Raw genomic sequence first — 24,140 nt, forward strand, 5'->3', positions numbered from 1 at the left:
TATTTGAGGGTTTAATTGGGGAAATGGAAGGCATTGTCCATGCTATATTTGCTCCAGCTACAAATTTGATGTTTCATTTATATAGCGCTTGTTTAATCAAGCTCTTTTTTCCATTCTACTGAAACTTTGGCACCGTTTTCATTTCCAAAAACAGTTCCAACTTCGACATTCTCTACAGGTTCCCATTCAATCGCAAGATCGGACTGGCCACTGGCACGACTTCTCAATTCCACATAGACGTTTTCCGAGAGGTATTTACCGGTTTCAAGTTGTGGGTTGCTGTCAGCATCTTGTGAGACAACAAGGCGATCAAGCCCAATAGCATTTTGAATACTGGATAATGGTGAGAAACCTTCGCCATTTCCGGTCATGTTCGCTGCTGCTACAGCAAGTTGGGCGGCTTCAACAGCACTGAGTTGGGTTGGCGCACGGCCAAATAAAAGTCTGGAAATGATTTCATCTTCGGGCAGGTCTGGTGAAGAAGAAAAGCTTATCGTGGGCGAACGGACCGAACCTGAAACATTGATGATGGATGTGACGCCATCTGATGTGCGTCTTGCCTGCATGTCTGTGGTTGCTTCAGCTGGGTTGCCGTCAAGTCGCACAACACCTTCGGAGAAAGCAAAGGGCTGACCTAAAAGTGAAAATTCTCCGCGCACAATGTTGGCTGTGCCTCGAACGTCAGGCGTTTTGAGAGTTCCTTTGATCCGTGTATCAGCAGACAATTCAATATTTAAACCGCGGCCCGTCACGTAGACACGGCGGTCTGCGGTAACTTTCATATCCAATGCCATTTTTGATGTCGGAGACACTTCTGGTTCTTGGTTTTCAAGATCGTCTATTTCATCGAGGAAAATAACATCAATTGTTTTGACACCTGAGGAGCCAAATTGCGCGATGTTGACTTTCGCTTGATCAATATTGAGATCTCCCGCAATTTTAATGCCTTCAATTGCTCTCGTAACATCTAAGCGGCCGGTAAAGTTTGCGGCGAGGCCGTCTTGTTTTATGGCACCAAAATTATCAAAATCTATGTGCATAGCTGAAGGCGTTTCAGGAGATAAGAACATCTTACCTGAGCCTGATACAGTTCCACCATCAACACCCGTTGCTGTGGCAGATTCAAGTTCAATACTCTTAGTATCAAAGTTTACGAGCGCTTCTATATTTGACATGCGTGCGCCATAGCGGTCGTGTTCAAAGTCTGTGTCGGAAATAGTGGCTTGGCCAACCGGTCTTAGCTCCAATAGCGGCGCCTCGGCTTCCGCATTCAATTCGAAAAAGCCGTTTAAAGCGACGCTGTCTAATCCGACCAACGCCCAAGCTGCTTCTAATTTCCCAAGCGCACCAATATCCAGTCTTGCGACGTCATTTTGGTTCAATTTGGGGATGCCGTTCTCCACCAGCATTGGAATAGAGAAAACAGCATCAACGTTGAGGTCGCCGCCATTGTGGGCTTCAAATACAGATACAAGGCGTTCCTCTATAAATTCGCCATCAATGCTTGCATTGATAAATGCAATGGCATCGCCTTCACGTCCGGCATCTTTTAACTCGAGGTTATAGGTTCCACTACCTGTTGTATCCTGAGCGCTCCAATCAGCATTTGCATCGAGGCTGCCGGTTAGACCTTCTCGACCAAATAGAGCGTTTATGCGGCTTAATGAAAGTGTCTCAATTGCGAGCTTCAAGCCTGTGTCTGTTTGCGTTTTTGAACCGGACAGATTGATGATGCCGCCAAGGCTATCTAGCTTGGCATCAATAGATAGCAGATCAGCCGATTGGGTGATTTTAACTGGTTCAACTGAGCTAAAGCTTTCTTCATCCATCTTACCGTCGAGAGAAAATGTAATATTGCGGCTTTCTTCAACTTGCGTTGCATTTCCGCGAATAACTATTTCCACCGGTGTATCTGGGGCGACAAGCGTCATAAAACCATTCGTTTTAACATCAAAGTCAAAAGCGTCTGGTTTACCTGAAGCATTGATCGTTGTGACTGGTAGAAGCGTATCACCGAACACAAGGTCAGTTGCTTTAGCCGACAATTGCAGCGTTTCGCCCGTTAAATTGCCTTGAACGTCGATTGCACCATCAAGTCCCAAAGCTGCCAATGTGCCCTTCAGGTCAATATTTGCATTTAGGGGAGCTTGGTCGGATAAAGATGCATTAGCGTTTAAGTTCAAATCCGCCCAATTTGCTTGCAGTGTTTTGATTTCTAATCCGTTATCATACGATATCTGAGATGTCCCTTTTAAGGGGCGATCATTCGCAGATGCTTCTATTTGGATGTCCGTTAGGATGCCGCCATCTTGAATCTGACCATTTGAAGTCAGCGATAAATCCGCAATGTCCAATCCATTTGCGGCGATTGAAGATGCCGTAAATGAAAGGTCTTCAGTGAGGTTGGTCAATGGTCCGTTGAGATCAAGTGCGAGAACAGCATTGCGAGCCTGCACGCTTTGAAGGTTCAGGGCAGGGATGTTCGCAACAAGTTTGGTGATCAATTGCTCGTTTTCCATAGAGCCCCTGACCAACGCCGTGTTTGCCCCTGAATCAATATTTGCGTCAAATGTGATAGGCCCAGACGTTAGCATGGAGGCGGCGACATCAAGGTTTACCGGCCCATCTAGAAATGCCTGAATATTTTCATTTGAAGACGTGATTTGTGAATTTCTGGATTTGAGCGATAGCTTAAAAGGTGCGCTTGGGCCAGCGCGATTAAGTGTCGTATTAAACTGTATTGCCCCATTAAGAGCGTCGGTGAAATGACTTACATTTTTTAGGTTGGAATTGAGTTTGAAAGACGACTTTCCTTCGGCTGAAAGATTACCTTTGCCTGATGTATCAAACTGTGCAGCTTTCAATTCAAACTGATCAAGATTCAAGTTTTGCGAGGCAATATCTAATTGACCGCGAATGTTAGAGGTGAGTTTAGCACCCAGCGCATCATCAAGGGCCGCAATTTGCGTTCGCAATTTGTTGGTTGCCGCATCTATTTTAAATTTAAGCGTGTCATCAGCCAATTGGGAATCTAAGTTTATTTCTGCTGATTGGATTGTGCGACCTGAATATGCAAATTGATCAGCGATTAGTTTACCACCCAGCTTTGATTGCGTGTCGCCATATTGCCAGACACCATCAAACTTGGCTGATTTGGCCTTGAGGTCAGGCATTTGTGAGAGTTGAGTAAGTGATAATATGTCAGCCTTAAGTGTCCAAGTGTCTAACATTTCTGGCTTGCGCAAATTCACGGGTCCAGATGTGCTGATCTCTAGTACACGTGATACAAAATGTGCTGTCAGCTCTGCTTTACGAAGTGATGTGAGATTTGCATCTAAGTCGAGGTTGAGCGTGGAGCCTAATCGGTCAGTTGCCGGGCTAGCTAAAGCAAAACCTTCAAGATCAGCAATGATATTGAATTTGGCGACAGAAGCCGTGCTTTTTCCATCTAGGCTCGCAATAGTTTTGGGGCCCAATGATAAATTTCCTAGGCTTTCCCAGTTTTTAAGGTCGCCTTTCCCTGAGAAGAGAAGTGTTAAATCATCTTCAAGCGGAGCGGGTAGGAATGTTGAAACAAAGCCGTTTTGTGGAATTTTAATATCCACATGACCGTTTAAGAGTTTTTTCAAACTCCAGTTCAAATCAATGTTTATGGTCTCTTCGTCTTGCCGAATTAAGCTGCCATCATCGTTTAAGCCGGCTGTGGATGTCGCGAGTTTAAGATAACTCTGCGAGCTTCCAATATCAGCGCTTAGGTTAAGGCTGTGGCGAGTTTCAGGAAGGCCGGTTTCTTGCGCTATTGAGACCTTTGGAATATCTGCTTCTTCAAGAATAAAACGTTTGATGAAGATAGAACTCGGTGTTTCATCATCGTCTTTTTCAGGAGAAGCTGGCAGTAAAGGTTTGCGGCTGACATCTATCGAGCCGATACCGATGGAATTGAGGTATAAGGTCTTACCAATTAGCTTTAATGGTTTCCATTTTAATTCAGCATTTTGAGCGTTTAGCCATTCGCCATCCGTATCTTGGATAGAGAGCTTAGCAATTTTGAACCGGCCTAAAACATCACCTTCAAATCCGTCAATCTGGATTTGTTGCCCAGCTATAATCCGTCCTTCAAGCTGATCTTCGATAATACCGCGTCCAATAGGGCTGGCTATCAAAAGGCGAAGCAGCAATACGGTGAGAAAAAGGCCAGCAAAAATCCATAGGACTATTCTAAACCAACGCTTCTTTTGTGGAGTTGGCTTTTCTGTTTCTGTCACGTGTGTCGGTGTTTCATTTTGCATTAGAATGCTTGTCCAATGCTTAGATATAATAGGAGGCGTTCATCGCTGTCCCGCGGATCAATGGGCGTCGCCACATCTAAACGTAGAGGGCCAAAACTTGTATAATACCGCAGACCTAGACCGGCACCCATGCGCAAGTTGGAAAATGATGGTGTTTGACTTTCGCCAACTTCACCCGCATCGACAAAAGCAACCATACCTAAATTGTTTTTAAATCTGATGCGTGCTTCCGCGCTCATTTCAACAAGACTACGCCCACCTAACGGGTCGCCATCTGCATCGAATGGGCCAATGCTTTGGTATTCATACCCACGCACTGATCCACCACCACCTGCATAGAAACGACGGGTGGAAGGTATATCAGCGACAGCAGAGCCAGCGATTCCGCCCACTTTCAAACGGCCTGCAAGAATATATTTGTCTTCGTTAAAGCTAGTATAGCCCCGCGCTTGCGCTGTTGTTGTGATGAATTGTCCTTCTGCATCACCAAGACTATAAGCTGGTTCTACACCTACTTGGAGGCGAACGCCTTGAGTCGGGTCCAATACATTGTCTGTATTGTCAAAACGAGCGCCGCCACGGCCAGTGATGATTTGAAAATCTAGCTCGGTGTCATTTTGAGTTTCTTGACCGACTTCCAGCCCGATCCCAGCATACACATCAATGTTTTTTGTCCATGGATGTTCATACAAAGCATTTGTTGAGATGGACCTACTATCATAAGCATCTGTTTGCTCATTGATGATCGCAGCATCAACAAGCAAGCTGTGGCGATATCCACCATTTAAGGGTTGCTTCCAGCTCGTGGTGAGGGATTGTTCCAAGCTACTAAGATAGAGATCAATATTCACAGTATCTGCGCGACCTGAAAAATTGCGCATTTCATACCCAGCCTGCAAACCAAAGCCTTCTGTCGTTGCATAGCTCGCACCAGCTGACACTGTGCGTCTTGAAGCGTCTTCTAATGTCACAAGAACATCTCTGACTTCGCATTGTTCTGCATTGTCTGTTTCAACAGGAGCAGAAAGATCGATTTTGGCGTATTTGTATAATTGCGTTTCAGATAGTCGGGTTTTGTACTGATCAATAATATCAGGCGAATATGTGTCGCCATTTTTAAACGGAGATAATTTGTGCAAGATATTCTCGCGCGTGCGGCCTGGATTATTTGCGGTGATATCTCCAAGACAGACTTTCGGGCCAGTCGTGAAATTGTAAGTGAGATCAACGGTTGCAGCTTTGCGATCTCCAATCACTTGTCGCGCTTGTGAGCTGGCGTCAGCATAACCGCTTGTGCGAAGTTGAGATAAGAGACGTTTCTCTTCATTCAGTATCGTATCGGCGCGTGCAATATCTCCAGTAAAGATTTGAAAGCTGGGTATATCTGTCTGGATGATTTGCGCATCGCTGAGTTTGAGTTCTATCTTTCCAAATGTGAAGCGTTTGCCTTGGTCGAGGCGCACAATGGGTTTTAGAGGTGGTCCGGTTTCAACAGCAATATCAGCACTGGCATCCAGCCAACCTTTGGAGTTGAGAACATCTAAAGCAATACCTGCTGCACGTCGCGCTTGGTGTCTTGCTGTAAATTTGGAAGTCGTCGGTTCAACTTCTCCCAATAGAAGAGCGACCTCATCTTTTGTAGACTTCTCAATTCCATCACCGATTAGCTCAACATTTTGTGCAAGCGCGTTTGATGAAGCGTTGAACGCTACAAAACTTGCAAAAAAGAATATGGCTGTTGGCTTCATTAGAGGGGTCTTGTCTTGAGCTGTGCGCCATATTGAAAAGCGTCGAAAAATAATTGCTAATATAGATTAGCGTTACTGTATTGAGTTTTGGTAGAATATAGCGCGAATATATGGCGTAATTTGGAATATTTCAGAAAGAATTTCGACGTTAACCATGAATGTTTCCAAATACATAAACCTGCTTCTAGCTAATGAAGAAAACCTCTCTTTAAACTCGTTTAATAGGAGAGTTTTTCTGGCTGCAAGCGGCAGCTCAATTATGTTGAGTGGTTGCGGAGGAAAAGCTGAACCAACGGATAAATTGATTGCCGGAGAGGTGGGAATTGTCAGCCGCATTCGTGATGGTGATGCATTTACGCTCGATACTGGCCTGTCTGTTAGGTTGGCCGGCATTGAAGCTCCGCGCCGCGCATGGAATGATCGCCCCGCTGATCCTTTCGGTGAAGAAGCAACAAAGCTATTAAATTTTGAGGCTGTAGGTCGCAAATGCCAGCTCTTTTATGGAGGGTTGACCAGAGACAGGTATGACAGAGCGATTGCGCATGCGTTTGTTGAAGACGAAGCAGGCCAGACGGTTTGGCTCAATAAAAAAATGATTGAATTGGGCGGCGCACGTGTGCGCACTTGGGCCGATAATGCTGCCCATGTGCGTCAGCTATATGATCATGAGAGAGATGCGCGAAATTCCAACATAGGGCTGTGGGCTCATTCAGCATATGATGTGATTTCTCCAAATGACTTAAAAGATGCACCGCGCGGTTTGGCTCTAGTGCAAGGAAAATTGTCGAAAATCAGTGAAGCGCTAGAGGTCGATAGCCGTTGCTCTGTCGGTGAAGATGGATTGCTGCATCTGACTATGGGGCTTGCGCTTGCGCGATCAACAGAACGGATTGATTTGACTGTTGGGCAAGAAATTCGCGTGAGGTCAAGCATTCGACGCGAGAAAAATCCAGATGGAAAATATGAGGGTGAAGCCTATCTGGCACCTGATCATTGGGGGCAATTTGAAATAGTTCTTTAAAGTGCTTTGCCAGAAATTCACGCATAAAAAATGCCCTCCATATCATGAAGAGCATTTTTTAATTTCTTATATCTTCAAAGAAGATTAAGCAGCGCGTTGTGCCAAAGATTGGGACAAGCGAGCAACAGCTTCTGTGTGTTCAATGTTCTCAACAACAGCAAGCTCACGTGCCATGCGGTCTAGTGCTGATTCATACAATTGACGCTCAGAGTAAGACTGATCTGGTTGGTCATCTGCACGGTGAAGATCGCGAACAACTTCAGCAATTGAAATCAAGTCACCAGAATTGATCTTCGCTTCGTATTCTTGAGCGCGACGAGACCACATTGTACGTTTAATGCGAGCGCGGCCACCAAGAGTTTTGATCGCGTCACCAACAACTTTTGTTGATGCAAGCGAGCGCATGCCTGAAGATTTTGCTTTAGCTGTAGGTACGCGAAGGATGAGTTTGTCTTGTTCAAATGCAACAACATAAACTTCGAGTTTCATGTCTGCGACTTCTTGGACTTCAACTGCGGTCACGCGGCCTACGCCGTGTGCTGGATATACAATGTGTTGTTCTACTTCAAACATAGACCCGGTACCTGCTTGGTTAGCCATTCCGCAATATTCCTCTTTACTCAACCATAAGGCCAAAAAGACCTGTTTCGTTAACGCGGGGAGGCATTACGATAAGGGCTGTTTGGCGCGATATATTTATTGTTCTGCTCCTCAGCAGAGGATGTAATATAGCAAAAATTAGGGTTTTGTTCAAGTCTTCGTCACAAACTGGTAATGTTTGACACAAAGCATGGGTAAAATCTTAATTTATACAATGGGTTGGTTAATGTGTAACCTAGTCACCTGTTCCAGGCTTTTCTGAGAAATGCGGACCAAGTTTATCTTTCACTTGTGACCATTCATCTGCATCTTCAGGCGGGTCTTTACGAACGGTGATGTTTGGCCATTTGGCTGCGTATTCAGTATTTAGTTTCAGCCATTTACCGTCTTTATCGTCCTCAGTATCAGGAACAATTGCTTCGGCAGGACATTCTGGCTCACATACACCACAATCAATACATTCTTCTGGATCTATGACCAGCATGTTTTCACCTTCGTAAAAACAATCGACAGGACATACTTCAACGCAGTCTGTGTATTTACATTTTATGCATGCGTCGATGACGATATAGGTCAAGGCTGGTAACTCCACGTGTTTGTTCAGAGAGTGACATCCAAAATTTCTGCGCTGGTGTCAATTGAGGAAAGCTAGTAGGCGCGTTTAGTCACGCTCTTTTAGCTGATCTTCTATCAATGTGTAACATTTTTGCGCTTCTGGGGCGGGGCCACGTCTCAAAGGTAGGTTGAGCACACTTAGTGTTACGATTTCCTTATTGCAATAAAAGCTCACAATATCTCCCACAAAAATATTGGCTGCAGGTTTATTTGTTCTGCGTGTTTCGCCATTGCGCGATATTCGTACATTCTTTTTTGTGATCTGGGACGTTGCAAGTGCGCGTGTTTTGAAAAAACGGATGCGGTGTAGAAATAAATCTACCCGCATCCTGTCTGTTTCATCGGGCGAGGCGTCTTGTTTAGCCAATTAACCCTCGTGCCTAGGCTTCAATGTTCTTTGTTTCAGTTTCATCAGGTTTCGCTGAAGAGGATGTTTCAGTTGATGCTTCAGCCTCAACAACAACAGCTTCAACAGCGGGCGCTTGTTCCGAAGCTTCCTCACCATTTGGTGGTGTTGTTTCGGTCGATGCTTCAGCAGCTGTTGCTGGCTTGGCTTTTTTCTTTTTGCGTTTCTTTTTAGGCTTGGATGGAGCATCTTCTGCTTTTGGCATTGTCAACGCGGCAAGAGCTGCAAAGGGACTGTCTTCCATTGCTTTGACTTGCTTAGCTGTCGGTGCAGCTGCAGCTTGTTTTTTCTTCTCATGCTGGCGCTGTTTTGATGCAAAACGCCATAATTCGATCGCGCCGGTTTCTTTGTTCTTTTGCGCAGGCATTAGGCCCATAGCTTTGAGGATTTCAACGAAATCATCTGCTGGTGATCCAACCAAAGCAGCATGCTCTGGGGGAATTGCAAAAGTTGATGTTTCAGACTTTTTGCGTTCTTGCCCCAGTGTCCATGATAGGCGTTCAGCCATATCAGCGCGCACAGCACGCGGCCCAAGGCGGATATAACCAGCTGCTTCAAGGTTTGCGCGGTTCCAGCCTTTTTCAGTTTTGAAAGACGCTGAAGAAGGCGGTTTCATTGGCGCATAGTCAGTGCCCAAAGCACGAAGCTTCAAACAAAGGTCAGCTTGAGCAGGTTTTAAAAGGCCCGGCATATAAGCAGCAATACGGCCTGTACGCACACCAACTTCTTTTAAGGCAGCGCGGTCATCGCGTGAAAGAGATGAGGCGACTTCATCTTTGCGGCGGTCAATGGCGGCACCTGCATCAACGAGCTGGTGCGCAACGCCGCGCGCTAAACCTGTAAGGCGGCCAGATTTTAATGTGGCCTGTAAATCGAAAAGCGGTTTTAAAACTTCTTTTGTGTGATCCAGCAGCCATTTGCGAATGCGGTTTTCTGCTTGAGCGCGGATTGCGGTTTCAGCATCAGGTGCACCGATAAGGTCTGCACTTGGTGCGAGCCAATGACTGCCGACAACAGCTTTACCGATTGTTTGCCCCTGAAATGTGATCCGGTAGTCATCAAGAATCGAGAAATTTCCGTCCCCAGCCGCGCTTATAGCATTCAGCTTATCTTCAATCACTGTTTTTAGAGCTTTAAATGCGGCGTTGCGCACAGCGCGGCCTTCCAGCGTCTGGCTTGTCACGGCAGGGGTGAATGTGAGTCCATCCAGCTTCCCGACATTGTGACCTTCCACAACGACTTCTCCATCAAGGCCGACGCCTGCGTCCATAGCTTCCTCCGAGTTCAAGCTTTTTAATAGCGCCGAGGTACGACGGTCTACAAATTTCTCTACCAGACGCTCATGTAGCGCATCTGATAGCCTATCCTCAATGTCTCTCGTGCGAGATTGCCAAACTTTTATGTGTTGGATCCAGTCTGGCCGATTGGCTGCATAAGTCCAAGTGCGAATAGATGCAAGCCTTGCCTGCAATGCATCTATGTCGCCTTCTATGTTGTCTATGCGCTCTAATTGCTTGTTTATCCACGTATCTTGAAGGCGTGCATTTGGGTTTATCAATTTTTCTGCAAAAGATTGAACCAACCTTACATGGGCGTCAGGTCCGTGTTTTCTGAAATCAGGCAGAGTGCATAAATCCCAGAGCCGGCGAACATGTTCTTGACTTTTAACGAGGTCTTTTATCTCACTGTCGCCGCGCAAGGCCTGAAATGTAATTTCATCCAGTGCATCAGGGCAGCGTTTTAAACGGCGATGTGTGGCTGGTTTGTGCAAGCTGTCTGATAGTGCTTCTAGGGACGAATAATTGAGCCTTGAATTGCGCCATGAGAGAAAATCAATTGGATCAAAAGTGTGATTCTCAACCCGTTGGATATCTTCTTCTTCAAATAAGAAACAATCGCTGGTTTCGCCAAATGTACCATCATCGCGAAAGCGACCTGCGCGACCAGCAATTTGCGCTGCTTCATCTGCTCTAAGAAAACGACTGCGATGACCGTCAAATTTTCGGCGACTTGCAAAAGCGATGTGCGAGACATCCAAGTTCAAGCCCATGCCGATTGCATCTGTTGCAACCAGATAGTCGACTTCACCAGATTGATATAATTCTACCTGTGCATTGCGTGTACGTGGTGACAAAGCACCCATTACAACAGCAGAACCTCCACGCTGGCGACGCAATAACTCGGCAATGGAGTACACTTCCTCTGTCGAAAATGCGACGATTGCCGTTCTTTTGGGCAGTTTTGTAATCTTGATTGGGCCAGTATAATTAAGCTCAGAGAAGCGCTCTCTATGTTCAGCATCTACATGAAGATCCAATGCATTGAGCACTGGACGCATGGTTTCTGCACCCAATAGCATTGTTTCGTGTTGGCCTCTGGCGTGCAGTATTCTGTCTGTAAATACGTGGCCGCGATCTGGGTCACGCGCGATCTGAATTTCATCAATCGCGAGAAAAGATACGGGGATAGAAAGTGGCATAGCCTCGACAGTACAGGCATAGTAGCGTGCATTTTTGGGGATAATGCGTTCTTCACCTGTCACCAATGCAACGAGGCGTTCGCCTTTGATCTTGACCAATTTATCGTAAACTTCGCGCGCAAGAAGCCTTAAAGGTAGGCCAATCATCCCGCTTTCATGCGCGACCATTCGCTCAACGGCTAGATGGGTTTTTCCTGTATTGGTTGGCCCCAAAACCGCGCGGACATTCTTTATCCCTAAGGTCATTGGTGGCTCCATAGTCTATTTTGGGCGAGAAATATCACCCCATATTGCGTCTTACAGCGTCTGCGGTGCCACGCTAGAGCGTGCCAATCAATATTAGCAAGGGGATTTTTATATTTTTGAAATCAGAAAGGCTTCAACCTTGATCCGATTTGTTTGTATCGGATGCATCAGCTTGATCCATTTCTAGGGGAAGATAAGTGATCTTTTTGGCTTCCACAGTGATCTTGCCGCGTTTTTCTGAACGTGCCTCAATTTGAATGGGTACACGCAATTCACCTGGTCCCATATCTGCTAGAACCATCGATATCCAACGTATGTCTTTCGCTTCCTTGGCACGTTGTTCGGGTGTCTTCTTTTTATAACCAGCTAGTTCTTCGTATCGAACTTGGCAAACATAGGCTGGGCCTTTCCATCCTTTAAGGTCAATGCTTTCGACATGCCGACCATTTTCCAGATGGATGTTGTATCTGCCTTTACCGTCAAATACACGCGCAACGCCGCTGCATGGCACATCTGAAGCAGCCTTTGGCGCAAGTGCAAGCTGGAGGAGGCCAGAAATTGGGTCTACGGCTTCAAGCTTTTGCTCTAGCGTTGCAGCAGGGTCTCCAAGGTCACCATGCTCGGGGATGACATTTACTTTTACAGTTTTGCCATCATGCGTGATTTCGGTTGAACGGTTTTTCCGGCCCTCATCATCTTTAGCAAAATAGTGCCGCAGTTGGAGGCCTGTATCTGTGATGTCACCATTTGAAATGAGCGTAGAAGAATAATTGACAAACCAATCAACAATGCCAGCAACACTAGCACGGGTGTGGATGTTATATTTGTCTGGATAAACTTCAGCCGAGATTGTTGCCTTACCGCCTTTAATTTGAGGCAGCCAGTTCGTTGGAGGGACAAAAGCTTCCATTTCGACAACGAATTTGCGCGCTTTACCGTTTTGAATTGTATCAATTGGACGAACAAAATCATGTGTCTCGGTACTTTTGACTGTCTTCAATTCAGGTGAAGCTGTCGCAGATATGCCTGCCCAAACTAGTAATCCAGTTGAGATTAAGCTTGTGCGCAAAATGGTTTTTAAACGAGACATAAGCGAAATACTCCAAGGCGAACTCTAAACAGATGCTAATTCAGAAACCAACATAATGGCGAATTGCGGACAAAATAACTGCTTTGTGACGGCAAAATCAAAAAATAGATCAATTCGCTGTCACAAACTGAAATAGTTTTGGGTTTCTGGCATATTTAGGATATCGGGTGGGTTAAATGACCGTAATTTTCGGGTTCAACTCTTTATTCTTGAAGAAAGAACGCGGAAGGACCAACTTGGGTGTTGACGAATGAGCATCTGCCGTGTAATTCCCGCCCTTCGATTTTTTAATAAGCCGAGCGCGCGCACTAGAATTGAAGCGGCTGCGCCTCGCTAACATAAGAGACTGAGCATATGTCACGCGAATGCGAGCTTACAGGCAAGAAGCCAATCACAGGCAACAACGTTAGTCACTCTAACTTGAGAACTAAGCGTCGTTTTTTGCCAAACTTGGTAAAAGTATCTTTGCGCTCTGAAGCTCTTGGACAAGAGTTCAAGCTTCGTATCGCTGCTTCAGCGTTGCGTACTGTAGACAAGCGCGGTGGCCTTGATGCTTTCCTTGCAAAGGAAACAGAAGAAAAGCTTAGCGCAAAAGCAGCTAAAATTAAGCGCGACATCGCGAAAAAAGTAGCTGAAGAAGCTGCTGCTTAATTACTAACCTTGAAGGTTAGATGAAATTTCAACGCGCTCTGGTATTTCAGGGCGCGTTTTTTATTGTCGCATTCCCTAATCCGTATTGAACGACTATGCCTTGGGATGAATGATAAGATAAATTTGTTTGGATGAGATGCCATGAGTATTCTTCAACGTATGACCCAATTGATTACGGTTCTTGTAGCTGTTTTCTATATCTCGGCCTGTAGTGGAGAAAAGCGCCCAGACACTATTTATATTGGCGGTAGGATTTATACAGGTAACCCTGAAGCGCCTATTGCTGAAGCTGTCGGGACGATTAAAGCGCGCATTGTGTATGTTGGTGATGCCAATGGTATTGTTGGTGATACACATCCCACAACAAAGCTGGTCGATTTGAACGGGCAGGTCATGTACCCTGGGCTAATCAACACGCATACAGGTGCGCTTGTTGAAGGTTTAGACGATACGGCAGGTAGCCAGATTGAAGCAGCCGCAATTGAGTATGCCAAAATGGGTTGGACAACCCTTCATGCATTCAATGTGGTGCCAGAGAATGTGCGTATAATGGAAGATTTGGCGATGTCTGGTAAATTACCCGTGCGCATTTACAATGTGCTCAATCAGGCTGGCTTTGAAAGCCTTGTTTCTTATGGACCGGGAGTGTCTCCAGGTGGATTAGTGGAAACGCGGACAGTGCTCATTGATACCGCCCAACCATTTGACCAGTTTGTAGAGACGGGTGAGACACCTAGTTTGGAAGAAGCAATGAAGCTTGCCTTGAAAAGTCATGTGCAATTGGTTTTTAAAGTCCAAACCATTGAGTTTGATCAGTTGCTAGATAATATTGAAATCGCTTTTCATGATGCATTGCCTGACGCTGATCCGCGTTGGCGTATTCTTGCGGATGACGCGTTATCGCCGGCATTGATTGAGCGCGCAAAAAGCTTGGGGCTTGAGGTTGAGCGCAGCGGTGAACTGAAATTTGAAGACATTTTTAGCAAAGACACAAAGCTGGAAAACTATACAACAGGCGCCGCTTATATTGGTTTTCGTCAAGATATGATCGGGTCAATAGAGGTCGGTAAGCTTGCCGACTTCACAATTATGAATGGAGATTTGTTTGCTGCGGCATCCGAATCTGATGCAGCTAATGATATTAGGCCGGTCATGACAATTATCGGTGGCGCGCAAGCATGGCCAAGACCAGAAAAATCTCTTCCAGTCTTTGGTCAGTGAGAATTTAGCCGTTTAGGCAAATATCGAAACTAGCTGACGTGCTAGCATCACGCATTCACCGGATGTGTTCCAGATAGCCATATTCTGGCTTGAGAATCCACCGCCAGCGCTGTCGGCGGTTGTGCGTACAAGCCACCAACCTTCTTCTGTCGTTGGGTTGTCACCAAGCATATTGATCATCCAATTAACACTCGACATTGGTGTCCATTCTGACATGGAGGTTCCGTAGGCAGGAATAAGCGCATCTGCCAATGTGATAAGCCCAGTCATGCTTTTTCGAGCATCTTCATCATTGTGCCGTATCCACCAATACAGGTCAGGCGTTTCTGCTTTGGCAAATGGCATATTGTGGATTGGTGCGACTTCGAACTGACTGTAAAACAACGGAAATGGCGGGTGATAGGTTTCAATTGTCGGGTCGCTAAGGGGTGTTTTCTGAACTGGACTAACGGGCGCTGGATAATCCAAAATTGATTCTGTCCGGTGGTCGGCGAAGGTGAAAATGACTTCCGTCGCACAGTTTGCACCATTCTTTATTTCCGTGCGGTAGGATGATGATGTGCGGCCGCTACGAAGCTGAGCGACATCAATATCAACTTCGTCGCCAGTCGGGCCGACAAACGAAATCATCGCTGAGCGCAATGCTCTTTTTTCTCCGCTTATTTCACGCGTTGCATGATAGGCTAGCCCTGCGACAAGGCCCCCAAATGCAGATCTTCCCTGAGACCAGTCCTTATGGATGGGGGCAGTGAGTGTGTCTCCTGACCGCGTCATAGAGGTGAATATTTCAGAGAATTTCATAGAAAATCCGTTCGTCATATATGCTTTAGAAAAATATCATGACGAAAGATTAGGCTTGTGAAAACCCTGTCCTAAGGTCAGTTCATCGTTAAAAATGAATTCGAGGTGCTACTATTTATGCCCTAAAATTCGTATGCTGACGTCATGTCAGGGTCTTTGGCTGCAATTTGCTTGGCAAGGTCGACAATAACCTTGGCCTGCTTCCATGTTGCGTCATCCTGCATTTTGCCATCAATCATATGCACACCAGAACCATCTGGCATGGCTTCGAGGATTTTTTTGGCGAAGAGGACTTCATCAATTGCTGGAGAAAACACGTCTTTTGCAATTTTGATTTGGTTAGGGTGTAGGCTCCATGCGCCGGCACATCCCATGAGGAAAGCATTTTTAAATTGTTGTTCGCAGGCATCTAGATCAGCAATATCTCCAAATGGACCATAGAAAGCTTTAATTCCTGCAGTGCAGCAAGCATCAACCATTTTGGCGACCGTATAGTGCCATAAATCTTGCTGAGCAGCTGCGCGGGTACTGCCATCTGCATGCGGGTCTTCTATGACTTTGTAAAAAGGATGGCCGCCGCCGACCCGAGTTGTTTTCATTGCGCGAGAGGCGGCAAGATCGGCGGGGCCAAGTGAAATTCCGTGCATACGTGGTGAGGCGAGGCATATTTCCTCGACATTTTGAACGCCTTCAGCCGTTTCTAAAATCGCATGAAGCATGATTGGGCGTTTGATATTTGCTTTGGCTTCCAGCTGAGCGATTAATTGGTCAGCATAATGTATGTCCCACGGGCCCTCGACTTTGGGCAGCATTATGACATCTAATTGATTGCCTGCTTTTGTGACTAATTCTGTGACATCATCTAAAAACCAAGGTGAATTCAAGCAATTAACTCTTGCCCAAAACCCCGTTCCTGTTGCCGCAAAATCAAACTCTTTTGCCATTGCCAAAGCACCAGCACGTGCCGCTTCTTTGGCGTCAGTTGGAATGGCATCTTCAAGGTTTGCGAGGATAACATCTGCTTTTTTTGCGATGTCGCCTGATTTTGCACGTACTTTTTCGATATGTGGCGGCACAAAGTGAATCATGCGTTCCACATTGACGGGAAGTTCACGAAAAGGAGCGGGTGCGCCAATAGCTAAAGGCTTGAAGAAGCTGCGTGGTGGTTTTGCTTTAGACATTTTGGACCCTTCCCGTATCGAATTTTATATATTTTCTTCGAAACTAAACTTTATGCTGCACTGCGTCAATTAAAGATTTTAGTCGATAAATTTGGTCGCAAAATTAGTATGGGTTAGAAAGGGGATGCGCAGCTTCCAGGAGCTTTTGCAATTCATCTGTCATGACGTGGGTGTAGATTTGCGTTGTTGATATATCGGCATGGCCTAGCAGCATTTGGACTGCGCGCAGATCAGCGCCGCCTGATAAAAGGTGTGTTGCGAAGGCATGTCTTAGCGCGTGAGGTGTGACTCTTTTGGGAGAAATTGCGGCTTTAGTGGCGAGGTTCTCTAGTATTTGTGCTAGTCTTCTGCGTGTGAAGTGCCCAGTTTTTCCGCGTGAAGGAAATACGTATTTATCAGCGATTTTACGGGTTTCATTCTTGGGAAGAAATTTCTCACGTACACTAAACCATTGCTCAAGTGCATCTCTAGCAGGTTTGCCTAACGGGGTTAAACGGTCTTTATCTCCCTTACCTCGTATAATCAGCGCCGTATCTTTTCCGCGTGGAAGAGATGACATTGGAAGTTCACAAGCTTCTGACGCGCGAAGGCCTGCGCTATATAATAATTCCAGAATACAGCGGTCTCTAATATCTGAGGGTTCATCGCCATCGGCGGCATTTATAAGAGCGACAACTTCTTCTTTTGACAACACGTCTGGAATGTTGCGGATGATTTGCGGGCCGTCTAATCGTGAGGTTGGATCATCTTCGCGTTCGCCTTCTTCTAATTCAAATTTGAAGAAGGATTTTAACGAAGACAATCGACGAGCAGCAGTTGATTTTGCCATACCCCGGCTGTCCAAGTCGCGCATATAAGCGGACAAGTTTTCACCATTTGCTCCAACTAAGCCGCATTTATCTGCGAGGAATTCAGACGCATCAGAAAGGTCGCGTCGATAGGCATCCAGCGTGTTTTGTGAGGCACCTCTCGAGGCGCTCATCATTTCAAGGAAAGCATCGACGCGGCGAAAATCAAGACGCACGGACATAGCGATTTGTCACTTTCTGAAAATAGACCCTATCATATTGATAGAAATCAATTTTTTTGTTTACCCCATGGTGCAAGAGCTTCAAATGCGATGGCTTTGGCATTTTTTTCTAAGCCGTTTTGGCTCAACGTGTTTAAGCTATTTGTATAGGGGATGAGTGAACCAGAATGAGGTTGATTGTCTCTTAATATTAAAAATGCACGCAGCACAGCTTCGCCTGTTGCATCAGTGCGCAACGCTGTATCCATTTGATAATCTTGTAAAATTAATTCCATGCTTGGAACTGAATTTTGATAATCAGCGATCAAATGCCGTGCTTCTGGTGGAAGTTTGTATCCGATACCTGACATTAGCGACAGCAGCTGTGCTGATTCAATTGGGTGCTGTTCATTTTGCGTCATGAGGCTTTGCGCAACTTTTGTAATGTCTTGAGATTTAGCACTGTCAGTCGCGAGCAAGATTAAAACATCAAAGCGCGCTTTGTCCCATTCTGAGTGTAAAATGGGTGGTAAACGTGCTGGTGGTGGCGCTTCAATGGTAGGTGGCTGTCCATTTACTGCTGAGTTTGGTGCGTTTTGGTTGGCATTTAATGCGGCCAATTGTTCATCGAGTGTGAGCGATGTGTCATTTGGCTGCTGACTTAGTGTCGGCGTCAAATTCATTGGACCTGATGCAAGCGGTTTTCCTGTTGCAGGATCAATTTGCACGGGCTGAGGTTGTTGAACCAAGCCAGTAGGTTGCATCGTTGTTGCGGGAGCTGGCGGTGGTTCATCAAATGTGTTGTCCATCGCATCGCGCCATTTTTTCGCAAGCGCAATATCACCTGCTGCAAGTGCAGCTTCGACAAAGGATGGGCTGAGTTGGGCAGTCTCTCTAATTTGCGGAATGGATTTTAGCTCTGGCAGCAAAATTTTGGCGTTGAGTGAATAATCCTGAGCGTTTCCATAGGATGCTGCGAGCGCAGCAATTAACTGAGTAGCTTTGTCTTGCATGGAAAGCGCGGGGTTAGTGACACTATCAACGGCGCGCTCTAGCGGATTTCTAAGGATATCTGAGTCAGCTTGTGGCTGTTGATCTGCTGGAAGGTTTGGATCAGGTGCAATCATTGCTGGCTTTGGTGATATAACAGCGCGGCGAACTTTGGCAGCTTCTATAATGCCAGCTCTAGCAGCGTGCAGCATGGCTTGCATGCGGATTTCATCTGATGCGTCTGTGCGCTCAGAAAGAAGCGCAGCATATGTCACCGGGATACTTGTGGCGGCATCGGGTGCGGCTGGCAGGTCGGCAGCTAATGAAAGCGCGATCGCAGCACCAGAAGAATAATTAGCTGGTGGAAGTTTTACTTTGTCATTTCCGGCTTTGACTTCGGCAATAGCGCCAACGGCTTCAAAAAACCAAGGGTCTTCTTCACCAGTGGAAACAGCCATTTCGGCAGCGAGGTTTGCCGCAGCTGCATTTCCCGCTAGCGCAAAACATGTTGCGCGAAGTGTTTGCCAATATGGGTCTTCACTTGGTGCTAGCTCAACTGCTGCACAGGCGCGTTGATTATCACCTGTAGCGAGGTCTAGGTCGGCTTCATATTTGTGTGGATCTTCTGACCATGCTTCTGATGGAAAACGTTGAAGCAGATTATTGGCGTGGGCGTTTTCGCCAAGCTCACGCAAAAGACGCAGACGTTGGCCTGTTGCTTCATTGATATCGCCGATAGGTGCTTTGCCGCCGGACAATATGACAGCCCGCAATAAATTAGACTGAGCAGATGAAAGCAGGTGTCCGTCAATTGATCCGAGGAGTTCATTGACTGTTTGTGCGCTTGTGGCTGCCCAAAGATTTGAGTTTAAGCCGTTTGTTTTGCCGCTTTTCCAGCCGACACCCCAAGGGTCAACTTCTGTCAGCGAGCCTGAAGAGATGATTTGAGCTGTTGCGGGTAGGCTTAAAACGCTGGCAAGGACTAGAATCGATGCTGAAATACACTTAGCGGATTTTAACATTTGTTGCCTCCATGCGAATCTCTTCTACATTCGGCGCATTCTTTTCGGCTTTATCAGCAAAGTAAAATACACCCCCAGCTGCTACACCTACGAGCAATAATAGAAAAATCAGCTTTGGAAGCATGGATTTTTCTTTTTTTCCGGCCATTCTTTGGTTTCGCATGAATTGCTCCCATCTTACGGGTTGTATAAGCGTATATTGAGTCTATCGGCAAAGAGCTTTTTTGTGACACACGGTTTATCGATTGAAAACGACCAAAAAGCGGCAAAGGTGCAGTTTAATGCACAAGATCCGCATAAACAGACAATTGTGCTTGTGGGTATCATGGGGGCAGGTAAGTCTTCTGTGGGCCGGCGATTGGCGCAAGAATTGAAGATTCCATTTTTTGATAGTGATGACGAAGTGGAAAAAGCAGCGTCTATGACCATCCCGGAAATTTTTTCAAAACACGGTGAAGAAGAGTTTAGACGCGTCGAAGCGCGCGTGATTGAGCGCCTGCTTGAAGAACCTAGAATGATTCTGGCGACAGGTGGCGGCGCGTTCATGAATGAAGCGACGCGAGAAATCATGCTGAAAAATGCTATTACGGTTTGGCTGAATGCTGATCTTGAAACCTTGTGGCGGCGTGTCAGTAAAAAGGGCGGCCGGCCTTTATTAAAGAAGGAAAATCCAAAACAAGTATTGGCTGACCTTCTAACTTTAAGAAAACCGATATACGCATTGGCCGATTATGAAGTTGCGTCCATAGATGGCCCACATAAAACGACGGTCGATGCCGTGCGTTCGGCGTTGAATGTTTGAGTGAGAAGTGAATGACTAATAAATCTGCCATGCAAGTTACCGTCGCTTTGGGCGAACGTAGCTATGATATTCACATAGCGAGCGGGTTATTGTCGCGTGCGGGTGAGTTGATCAAACCAATTTTGAAGCAGCCTCGCGTTTACATTGTGACAGATGAAAATGTTGCGAAAATTCACTTAGAAACGCTTAAAGCTGGGCTGGCCAAAGAAGGCATTTCCTCATTTGTGGAAGTCTTGCCGCCCGGCGAGTCGACGAAATGTTATGCTAATCTTGAAAGCACGATTGATGCATTAATGGCGCAGGGCGCGGATCGCAATGATGTTGTCATTGCGCTTGGGGGCGGCGTCATCGGTGATCTGACGGGCTTAGTTGCGGGGCTTTTGAAACGCGGAATGCGTTTTGTACAAGTGCCGACAACATTATTGGCGCAGGTAGATTCGTCAGTGGGCGGCAAAACAGCGATCAACTCAAAAATGGGTAAAAATCTGATTGGGTTGTTTAATCAGCCTGAAATGGTGATTGCTGATCAGGATGTTTTGCAGACATTGCCTGTGCGTGAATTGCGCGCTGGTCTTGCGGAAGTCATCAAATATGGCTTGATTGATGATGTTGGATTCTTTGAATTTATCGAGCAAAATGCTGAGAAGTTGAATGCTGCTGATCCAGAAATATTATCCGAAGCTGTGCGTGTGTCATGTGAAGCGAAAGCGCGGATTGTGTCAGAAGATGAAACAGAGCGTGGAAAACGGGCCTTGCTCAATTTAGGTCATACATTTGCTCATGCTTTAGAGCGTGCCAATGGGTTTGGTCCTGCGTTATTGCACGGGGAAGCTGTTGGAACGGGGATGGCAATGGCATTTCGCTATTCCCAAGCCTTAGGATTGTGTTCTGGACAGGAAGCTGTTCGGGCTGAAAAGGCTATATTTGAGCTAGGCCTTGAAACAGATGTACGTAAATTATCAGGTGGTCCTTACGAAGGCGATGCTTTGTTGGAACATATGATGCATGACAAGAAAACTGAGCAGGGAAATCTGACCCTTATTCTCGCCAAGGGAATTGGGCAGTCCTATATTGAGAAACAAGTAGATGCCGATAGTTTACGGGCATTTTTGAAAATTGAAACGGCGGACTAGATAAGACAATATGAATATTGATGTGGGATTGGTGTTGCCGCCAATAATCGTGTTTGTCCTATTGATGATGTCGGGGTTCTTTTCTGGGTCTGAAACAGCTCTGACGGCTGCATCTCGAGCACGTATGCTGAGCCTTGAAAAAGAAGGCAAGAAAGGCGCTGCGCGTGTTGTCAGGCTTTTATCAAACCAAGAAGGCTTGATCGGGTCTATTCTGCTTGGGAATAATCTGGTCAATATTCTCGCAACATCCATTGCGACGTCATATTTGTTGAAAATTTTTGGCGCAAATGGGGTTGCTGTGGCGACGGCTGCAATGACTGTTCTTGTGTTGGTGTTTTCAGAGGTTATGCCAAAAACATATGCGCTGAATAATGCTGACCGCACGGCCATGTCTGTTTCTTGGCCGATATCAATTCTTGTCTTGGTGCTGAAACCCGTTGTGCGTTTTGTGCAGCTTGTCGTGCGCGGAACTTTATCTTTGTTCGGTGTTAAAACAGAAGCTGATGCTTTCTCTCCAGTTGATGAAATTCGCGGTGCAATTGATATGCACGTTGTGGATGGAAATGTGGAAGTTGAAGATAAGCACCGTTTGGGCGGTGTTTTAGACCTCAAAGAGCTAACTGTTGCTGATGTCATGGTGCACAGAAAATCGATCATCATGATTGATGCGGATATTCCACCTGATGACATTGTGCGCCAAGCGCTTGAAAGCCCGCACACCCGATTGCCTTTATATCGAGGCGATAAAGAAGAAATCATCGGAATTCTACACGCGAAAGATTTGCTGCGCGCCATTATGGAAGCGGAAGGCGATTTTTCCAGCCTTGATGTGGAAAGCGTGAAACGAAAAGCATTATTTGCGCCCGAAACAACATCTTTGCAGGATCAGTTGGATCATTTCCAACAGAGTCAGTCTCACTTTGCCATCGTGGTTGATGAATATGGTGCGATCATGGGTTTGATTACGCTGGAAGATATTCTCGAAGAAATTGTAGGTGAAATTCGAGATGAACATGATGTGACGGTAGAGGGTGTTCGCCCTCAGCCGGATGGATCTGTGTTTGTGGATGGATGGGCACCTATTCGGGATTTGAACCGTGCGATGGATTGGGACTTGCCCGATGAGGAAGCCGTGACTGTCGCTGGACTGGTGATTCATGAAACGCAATCTATTCCTGAGCCAGGACGGAAATTCGTGTTTCACGGTTACCAATTTGAAATATTGCGTAAACACCGCAATCAGATTACGGGCTTGAGAGTCAGACGCGATCTGGGACTGTAGTTTTATCCGTATACTGTTTTTCCAACACAACTTTAGACGTGTTTTAAGCACGTGCCATTTGTGACAAAATGTGGCTAATTGTGGCAAAATGTGGCCAAATTGAGGAGACCGATTGATCTGAGGGGTGGTTATGGTGTCGGATAATATTGCAAATAGTTTATTTGTATTCGCGAGAGAAGCGAAAGAATGCACAGATGTGCCAGCTTTGGGGCGACTTTTTCAAGACTTAGTTGCGCCTTATGGTGTCACTGCAAGTTCCGCATGGGCGGTCATTGGCGGTGATGTGAAGCTAAGCCGTGGTTTTGGTGAATGGCCGAAAGTTTGGGCGCGCCATTATGCCGATCAGAGATATTTTGAAGTAGATCCGGTGTTTGAATCTTTATTGAAAGGTTTTGATGCTGGGTATTGGGATGAGTTGGTGTCTAATTTGCCTGTAAGCCAAGCTGGTTTGAAGGTGATGGAAGATGCTGCTGCTCATGGATATGCTGATGGGTATAGCCGTCTTATACCAACATTAAATGGGTCTTATTATCTTGTGTCGCTTTATGGGAAGACATTAGTACGTGATCCCAATGTGCGTATTCTTTTTGATCTTGCGAGTATAAAATTCGTGCATGAAGGTGTGATGCTACTGAATCGGCGTGTTGGAACACCGCTTAAAGACCATGATCTGACAAAGCGTCAAATTGAGGTGCTGCAAGCCAAAGCAAATGGACAAACAGACAAGCAAACGGCAGATCGTCTAGGCGTGAGCGTTAAAGCGGTGGAGGGCCATTTGACAAAGATTCGCAAGCAGATGAATGCACGTACAACTTCCCAAGCGATTGGTCTTGCGCGCGGTAAGGGCCTTATCCCGCGAAGTTATAATTCAAAATAGAAATATTTCCTTTCAAAATGGGGTTTTCCCTAGTTGTTCCTGAAGCAAGTCCTCGGATATACACATCCAATGCCTCTTGGTTGGGGGGACGTAAATTTACCTTCTCAAATAGAATATCGAATTTTGAGAAGGTAATTTTTCCCGACTTAAATCAGCTGATCAATCTCACTCGAATCGTGGTTTAGCCGCGTTTTCTGCAAAAGATGTTTCGTCAGGCAGGTCGTCTCAATTGTCTAAATTCGGTTTTACGATGCGTATTGAGAGTGCGTGAAGCCCTGAATCGAACTCAGATTGTAGAGTTTCGTTGATTTTTCTGTGAATTTCGACACGGTTCATGCCTTCAAAGCTTTTGGACCAGACTTTAATGCTGTAGTGTGTCTCGCCAGTTGGGCTAGCACCTGCGTGACCGGCATGAAGATGGGATTCATCTTCGACTTCCAGAAGTTCAGGTGTTAAAACAGTTATTAGTGCAGTGCGGATTCGGTTTTGTCGGTTTGTCAATTCTTGATCCTTTAGCGAAGGTAGGTCATTTAAAGTCTTATGGCAGATTCTGAAGACTCAAAAGATGGTTTCCGCGCAAAGTTCGTGGATATTCGTATTAAGCCCCCAGGGCATCGCGGACGCAAGAACGTGCGCAATAAGCAGCCTGTTTCAGATAAAGTATGTGAACACAAGGG

At 46.0% G+C, this 24,140-nt stretch carries 20 protein-coding genes; 7 read left to right on the forward strand and 13 right to left on the reverse strand.

What is annotated here, in order from left to right; genetic code table 11:
• Nucleotides 1-92: 92 nt before the first annotated feature.
• Together AC5EF3_RS14700 and AC5EF3_RS14705 are read right to left on the reverse strand one after the other, a co-directional pair.
• Complete coding sequence (locus AC5EF3_RS14700) at nucleotides 93-4,289, reverse strand: translocation/assembly module TamB domain-containing protein (RefSeq protein ID WP_493548586.1); 4,197 nt, start codon at nucleotides 4,287-4,289, stop codon at nucleotides 93-95.
• On the reverse strand, nucleotides 4,289-6,037 hold the full coding sequence (locus AC5EF3_RS14705) for an autotransporter assembly complex protein TamA (protein WP_493548587.1): 1,749 nt from the start codon (nucleotides 6,035-6,037) through the stop codon (nucleotides 4,289-4,291). The genes AC5EF3_RS14700 and AC5EF3_RS14705 overlap by 1 nt, the downstream gene beginning before the upstream one ends.
• 259 nt (nucleotides 6,038-6,296) lie before the next feature.
• On the opposite strand from AC5EF3_RS14705, the gene AC5EF3_RS14710 reads away from it, so the two are divergent.
• On the forward strand, nucleotides 6,297-7,058 hold the full coding sequence (locus AC5EF3_RS14710) for a thermonuclease family protein (protein WP_493548588.1): 762 nt from the start codon (nucleotides 6,297-6,299) through the stop codon (nucleotides 7,056-7,058).
• An 84-nt stretch (nucleotides 7,059-7,142) separates the two neighbouring features.
• Here AC5EF3_RS14710 and AC5EF3_RS14715 read toward each other — a convergent pair whose 3' ends face one another.
• The 5 genes from AC5EF3_RS14715 to AC5EF3_RS14735 form a co-directional block, all read right to left on the reverse strand.
• Entirely contained in the window at nucleotides 7,143-7,658 is a 516-nt protein-coding gene (locus AC5EF3_RS14715; protein ID WP_015826614.1) for a CarD family transcriptional regulator, read from the reverse strand.
• A gap of 235 nt (nucleotides 7,659-7,893) precedes the next feature.
• A complete protein-coding gene (fdxA, locus tag AC5EF3_RS14720; RefSeq protein ID WP_015826615.1) occupies nucleotides 7,894-8,235 on the reverse strand; it encodes a ferredoxin FdxA in 342 nt (113 codons plus the stop codon).
• 84 nt (nucleotides 8,236-8,319) lie between these two features.
• Nucleotides 8,320-8,640 (reverse strand): RNA-binding S4 domain-containing protein, encoded by a 321-nt coding sequence (locus tag AC5EF3_RS14725; protein WP_015826616.1) that lies wholly within the window; start codon nucleotides 8,638-8,640, stop codon nucleotides 8,320-8,322.
• A gap of 13 nt (nucleotides 8,641-8,653) precedes the next feature.
• Entirely contained in the window at nucleotides 8,654-11,404 is a 2,751-nt protein-coding gene (locus AC5EF3_RS14730) for a helicase-related protein (protein ID WP_493548589.1), read from the reverse strand.
• Nucleotides 11,405-11,537: 133 nt separating this feature from the next.
• Complete coding sequence (locus AC5EF3_RS14735; protein WP_493548590.1) at nucleotides 11,538-12,494, reverse strand: DUF3108 domain-containing protein; 957 nt, start codon at nucleotides 12,492-12,494, stop codon at nucleotides 11,538-11,540.
• Nucleotides 12,495-12,848: 354 nt separating this feature from the next.
• Here AC5EF3_RS14735 and rpmB point away from each other — a divergent pair, with 354 nt between their 5' ends.
• Entirely contained in the window at nucleotides 12,849-13,145 is a 297-nt protein-coding gene (gene rpmB / locus AC5EF3_RS14740; RefSeq protein WP_015826619.1) for a 50S ribosomal protein L28, read from the forward strand.
• Nucleotides 13,146-13,286: 141 nt separating this feature from the next.
• On the forward strand, nucleotides 13,287-14,366 hold the full coding sequence (locus AC5EF3_RS14745) for an amidohydrolase family protein (protein ID WP_493548591.1): 1,080 nt from the start codon (nucleotides 13,287-13,289) through the stop codon (nucleotides 14,364-14,366).
• 12 nt (nucleotides 14,367-14,378) lie between these two features.
• On the opposite strand, the gene AC5EF3_RS14750 is transcribed toward AC5EF3_RS14745, so the two are convergent.
• From AC5EF3_RS14750 to AC5EF3_RS14770, 5 genes are all read right to left on the reverse strand, one after another.
• Nucleotides 14,379-15,167, reverse strand: coding sequence for a thioesterase family protein (locus AC5EF3_RS14750; protein ID WP_493548592.1), 789 nt, complete (start codon nucleotides 15,165-15,167; stop codon nucleotides 14,379-14,381).
• A gap of 122 nt (nucleotides 15,168-15,289) precedes the next feature.
• On the reverse strand, nucleotides 15,290-16,348 hold the full coding sequence (locus AC5EF3_RS14755) for an HpcH/HpaI aldolase/citrate lyase family protein (protein WP_493548593.1): 1,059 nt from the start codon (nucleotides 16,346-16,348) through the stop codon (nucleotides 15,290-15,292).
• Nucleotides 16,349-16,451: 103 nt separating this feature from the next.
• A complete protein-coding gene (locus tag AC5EF3_RS14760; RefSeq protein ID WP_493548594.1) occupies nucleotides 16,452-17,378 on the reverse strand; it encodes a site-specific tyrosine recombinase XerD in 927 nt (308 codons plus the stop codon).
• Between the two features lie 47 nt (nucleotides 17,379-17,425).
• A complete protein-coding gene (locus AC5EF3_RS14765; RefSeq protein ID WP_493548595.1) occupies nucleotides 17,426-19,369 on the reverse strand; it encodes a hypothetical protein in 1,944 nt (647 codons plus the stop codon).
• Nucleotides 19,353-19,532, reverse strand: coding sequence for a hypothetical protein (locus tag AC5EF3_RS14770; RefSeq protein WP_015826625.1), 180 nt, complete (start codon nucleotides 19,530-19,532; stop codon nucleotides 19,353-19,355). Before AC5EF3_RS14770 ends, AC5EF3_RS14765 begins: the two co-directional genes overlap by 17 nt.
• Nucleotides 19,533-19,595: 63 nt before the next feature.
• Here AC5EF3_RS14770 and AC5EF3_RS14775 point away from each other — a divergent pair, with 63 nt between their 5' ends.
• From AC5EF3_RS14775 to AC5EF3_RS14790, 4 genes are all read left to right on the forward strand, one after another.
• Complete coding sequence (locus tag AC5EF3_RS14775) at nucleotides 19,596-20,171, forward strand: shikimate kinase (RefSeq protein ID WP_493548596.1); 576 nt, start codon at nucleotides 19,596-19,598, stop codon at nucleotides 20,169-20,171.
• 11 nt (nucleotides 20,172-20,182) lie between these two features.
• Complete coding sequence (gene aroB / locus AC5EF3_RS14780) at nucleotides 20,183-21,304, forward strand: 3-dehydroquinate synthase (protein ID WP_493548597.1); 1,122 nt, start codon at nucleotides 20,183-20,185, stop codon at nucleotides 21,302-21,304.
• A gap of 10 nt (nucleotides 21,305-21,314) precedes the next feature.
• Nucleotides 21,315-22,586: an HlyC/CorC family transporter gene (locus AC5EF3_RS14785; protein ID WP_015826628.1), complete on the forward strand. Its 1,272-nt coding sequence runs from the start codon at nucleotides 21,315-21,317 to the stop codon at nucleotides 22,584-22,586.
• Nucleotides 22,587-22,716: 130 nt separating this feature from the next.
• Entirely contained in the window at nucleotides 22,717-23,463 is a 747-nt protein-coding gene (locus tag AC5EF3_RS14790; protein WP_015826629.1) for a helix-turn-helix transcriptional regulator, read from the forward strand.
• Nucleotides 23,464-23,688: 225 nt separating this feature from the next.
• Here AC5EF3_RS14790 and AC5EF3_RS14795 read toward each other — a convergent pair whose 3' ends face one another.
• The gene (locus AC5EF3_RS14795; protein ID WP_015826630.1) at nucleotides 23,689-23,964 is read right to left on the reverse strand and encodes a BolA family protein; all 276 of its coding nucleotides are present in this window, start codon (nucleotides 23,962-23,964) and stop codon (nucleotides 23,689-23,691) included.
• Between the last annotated feature and the right edge of the window lie 176 nt (nucleotides 23,965-24,140).

It is taken from the genome of Hirschia sp., from assembly GCF_058892565.1.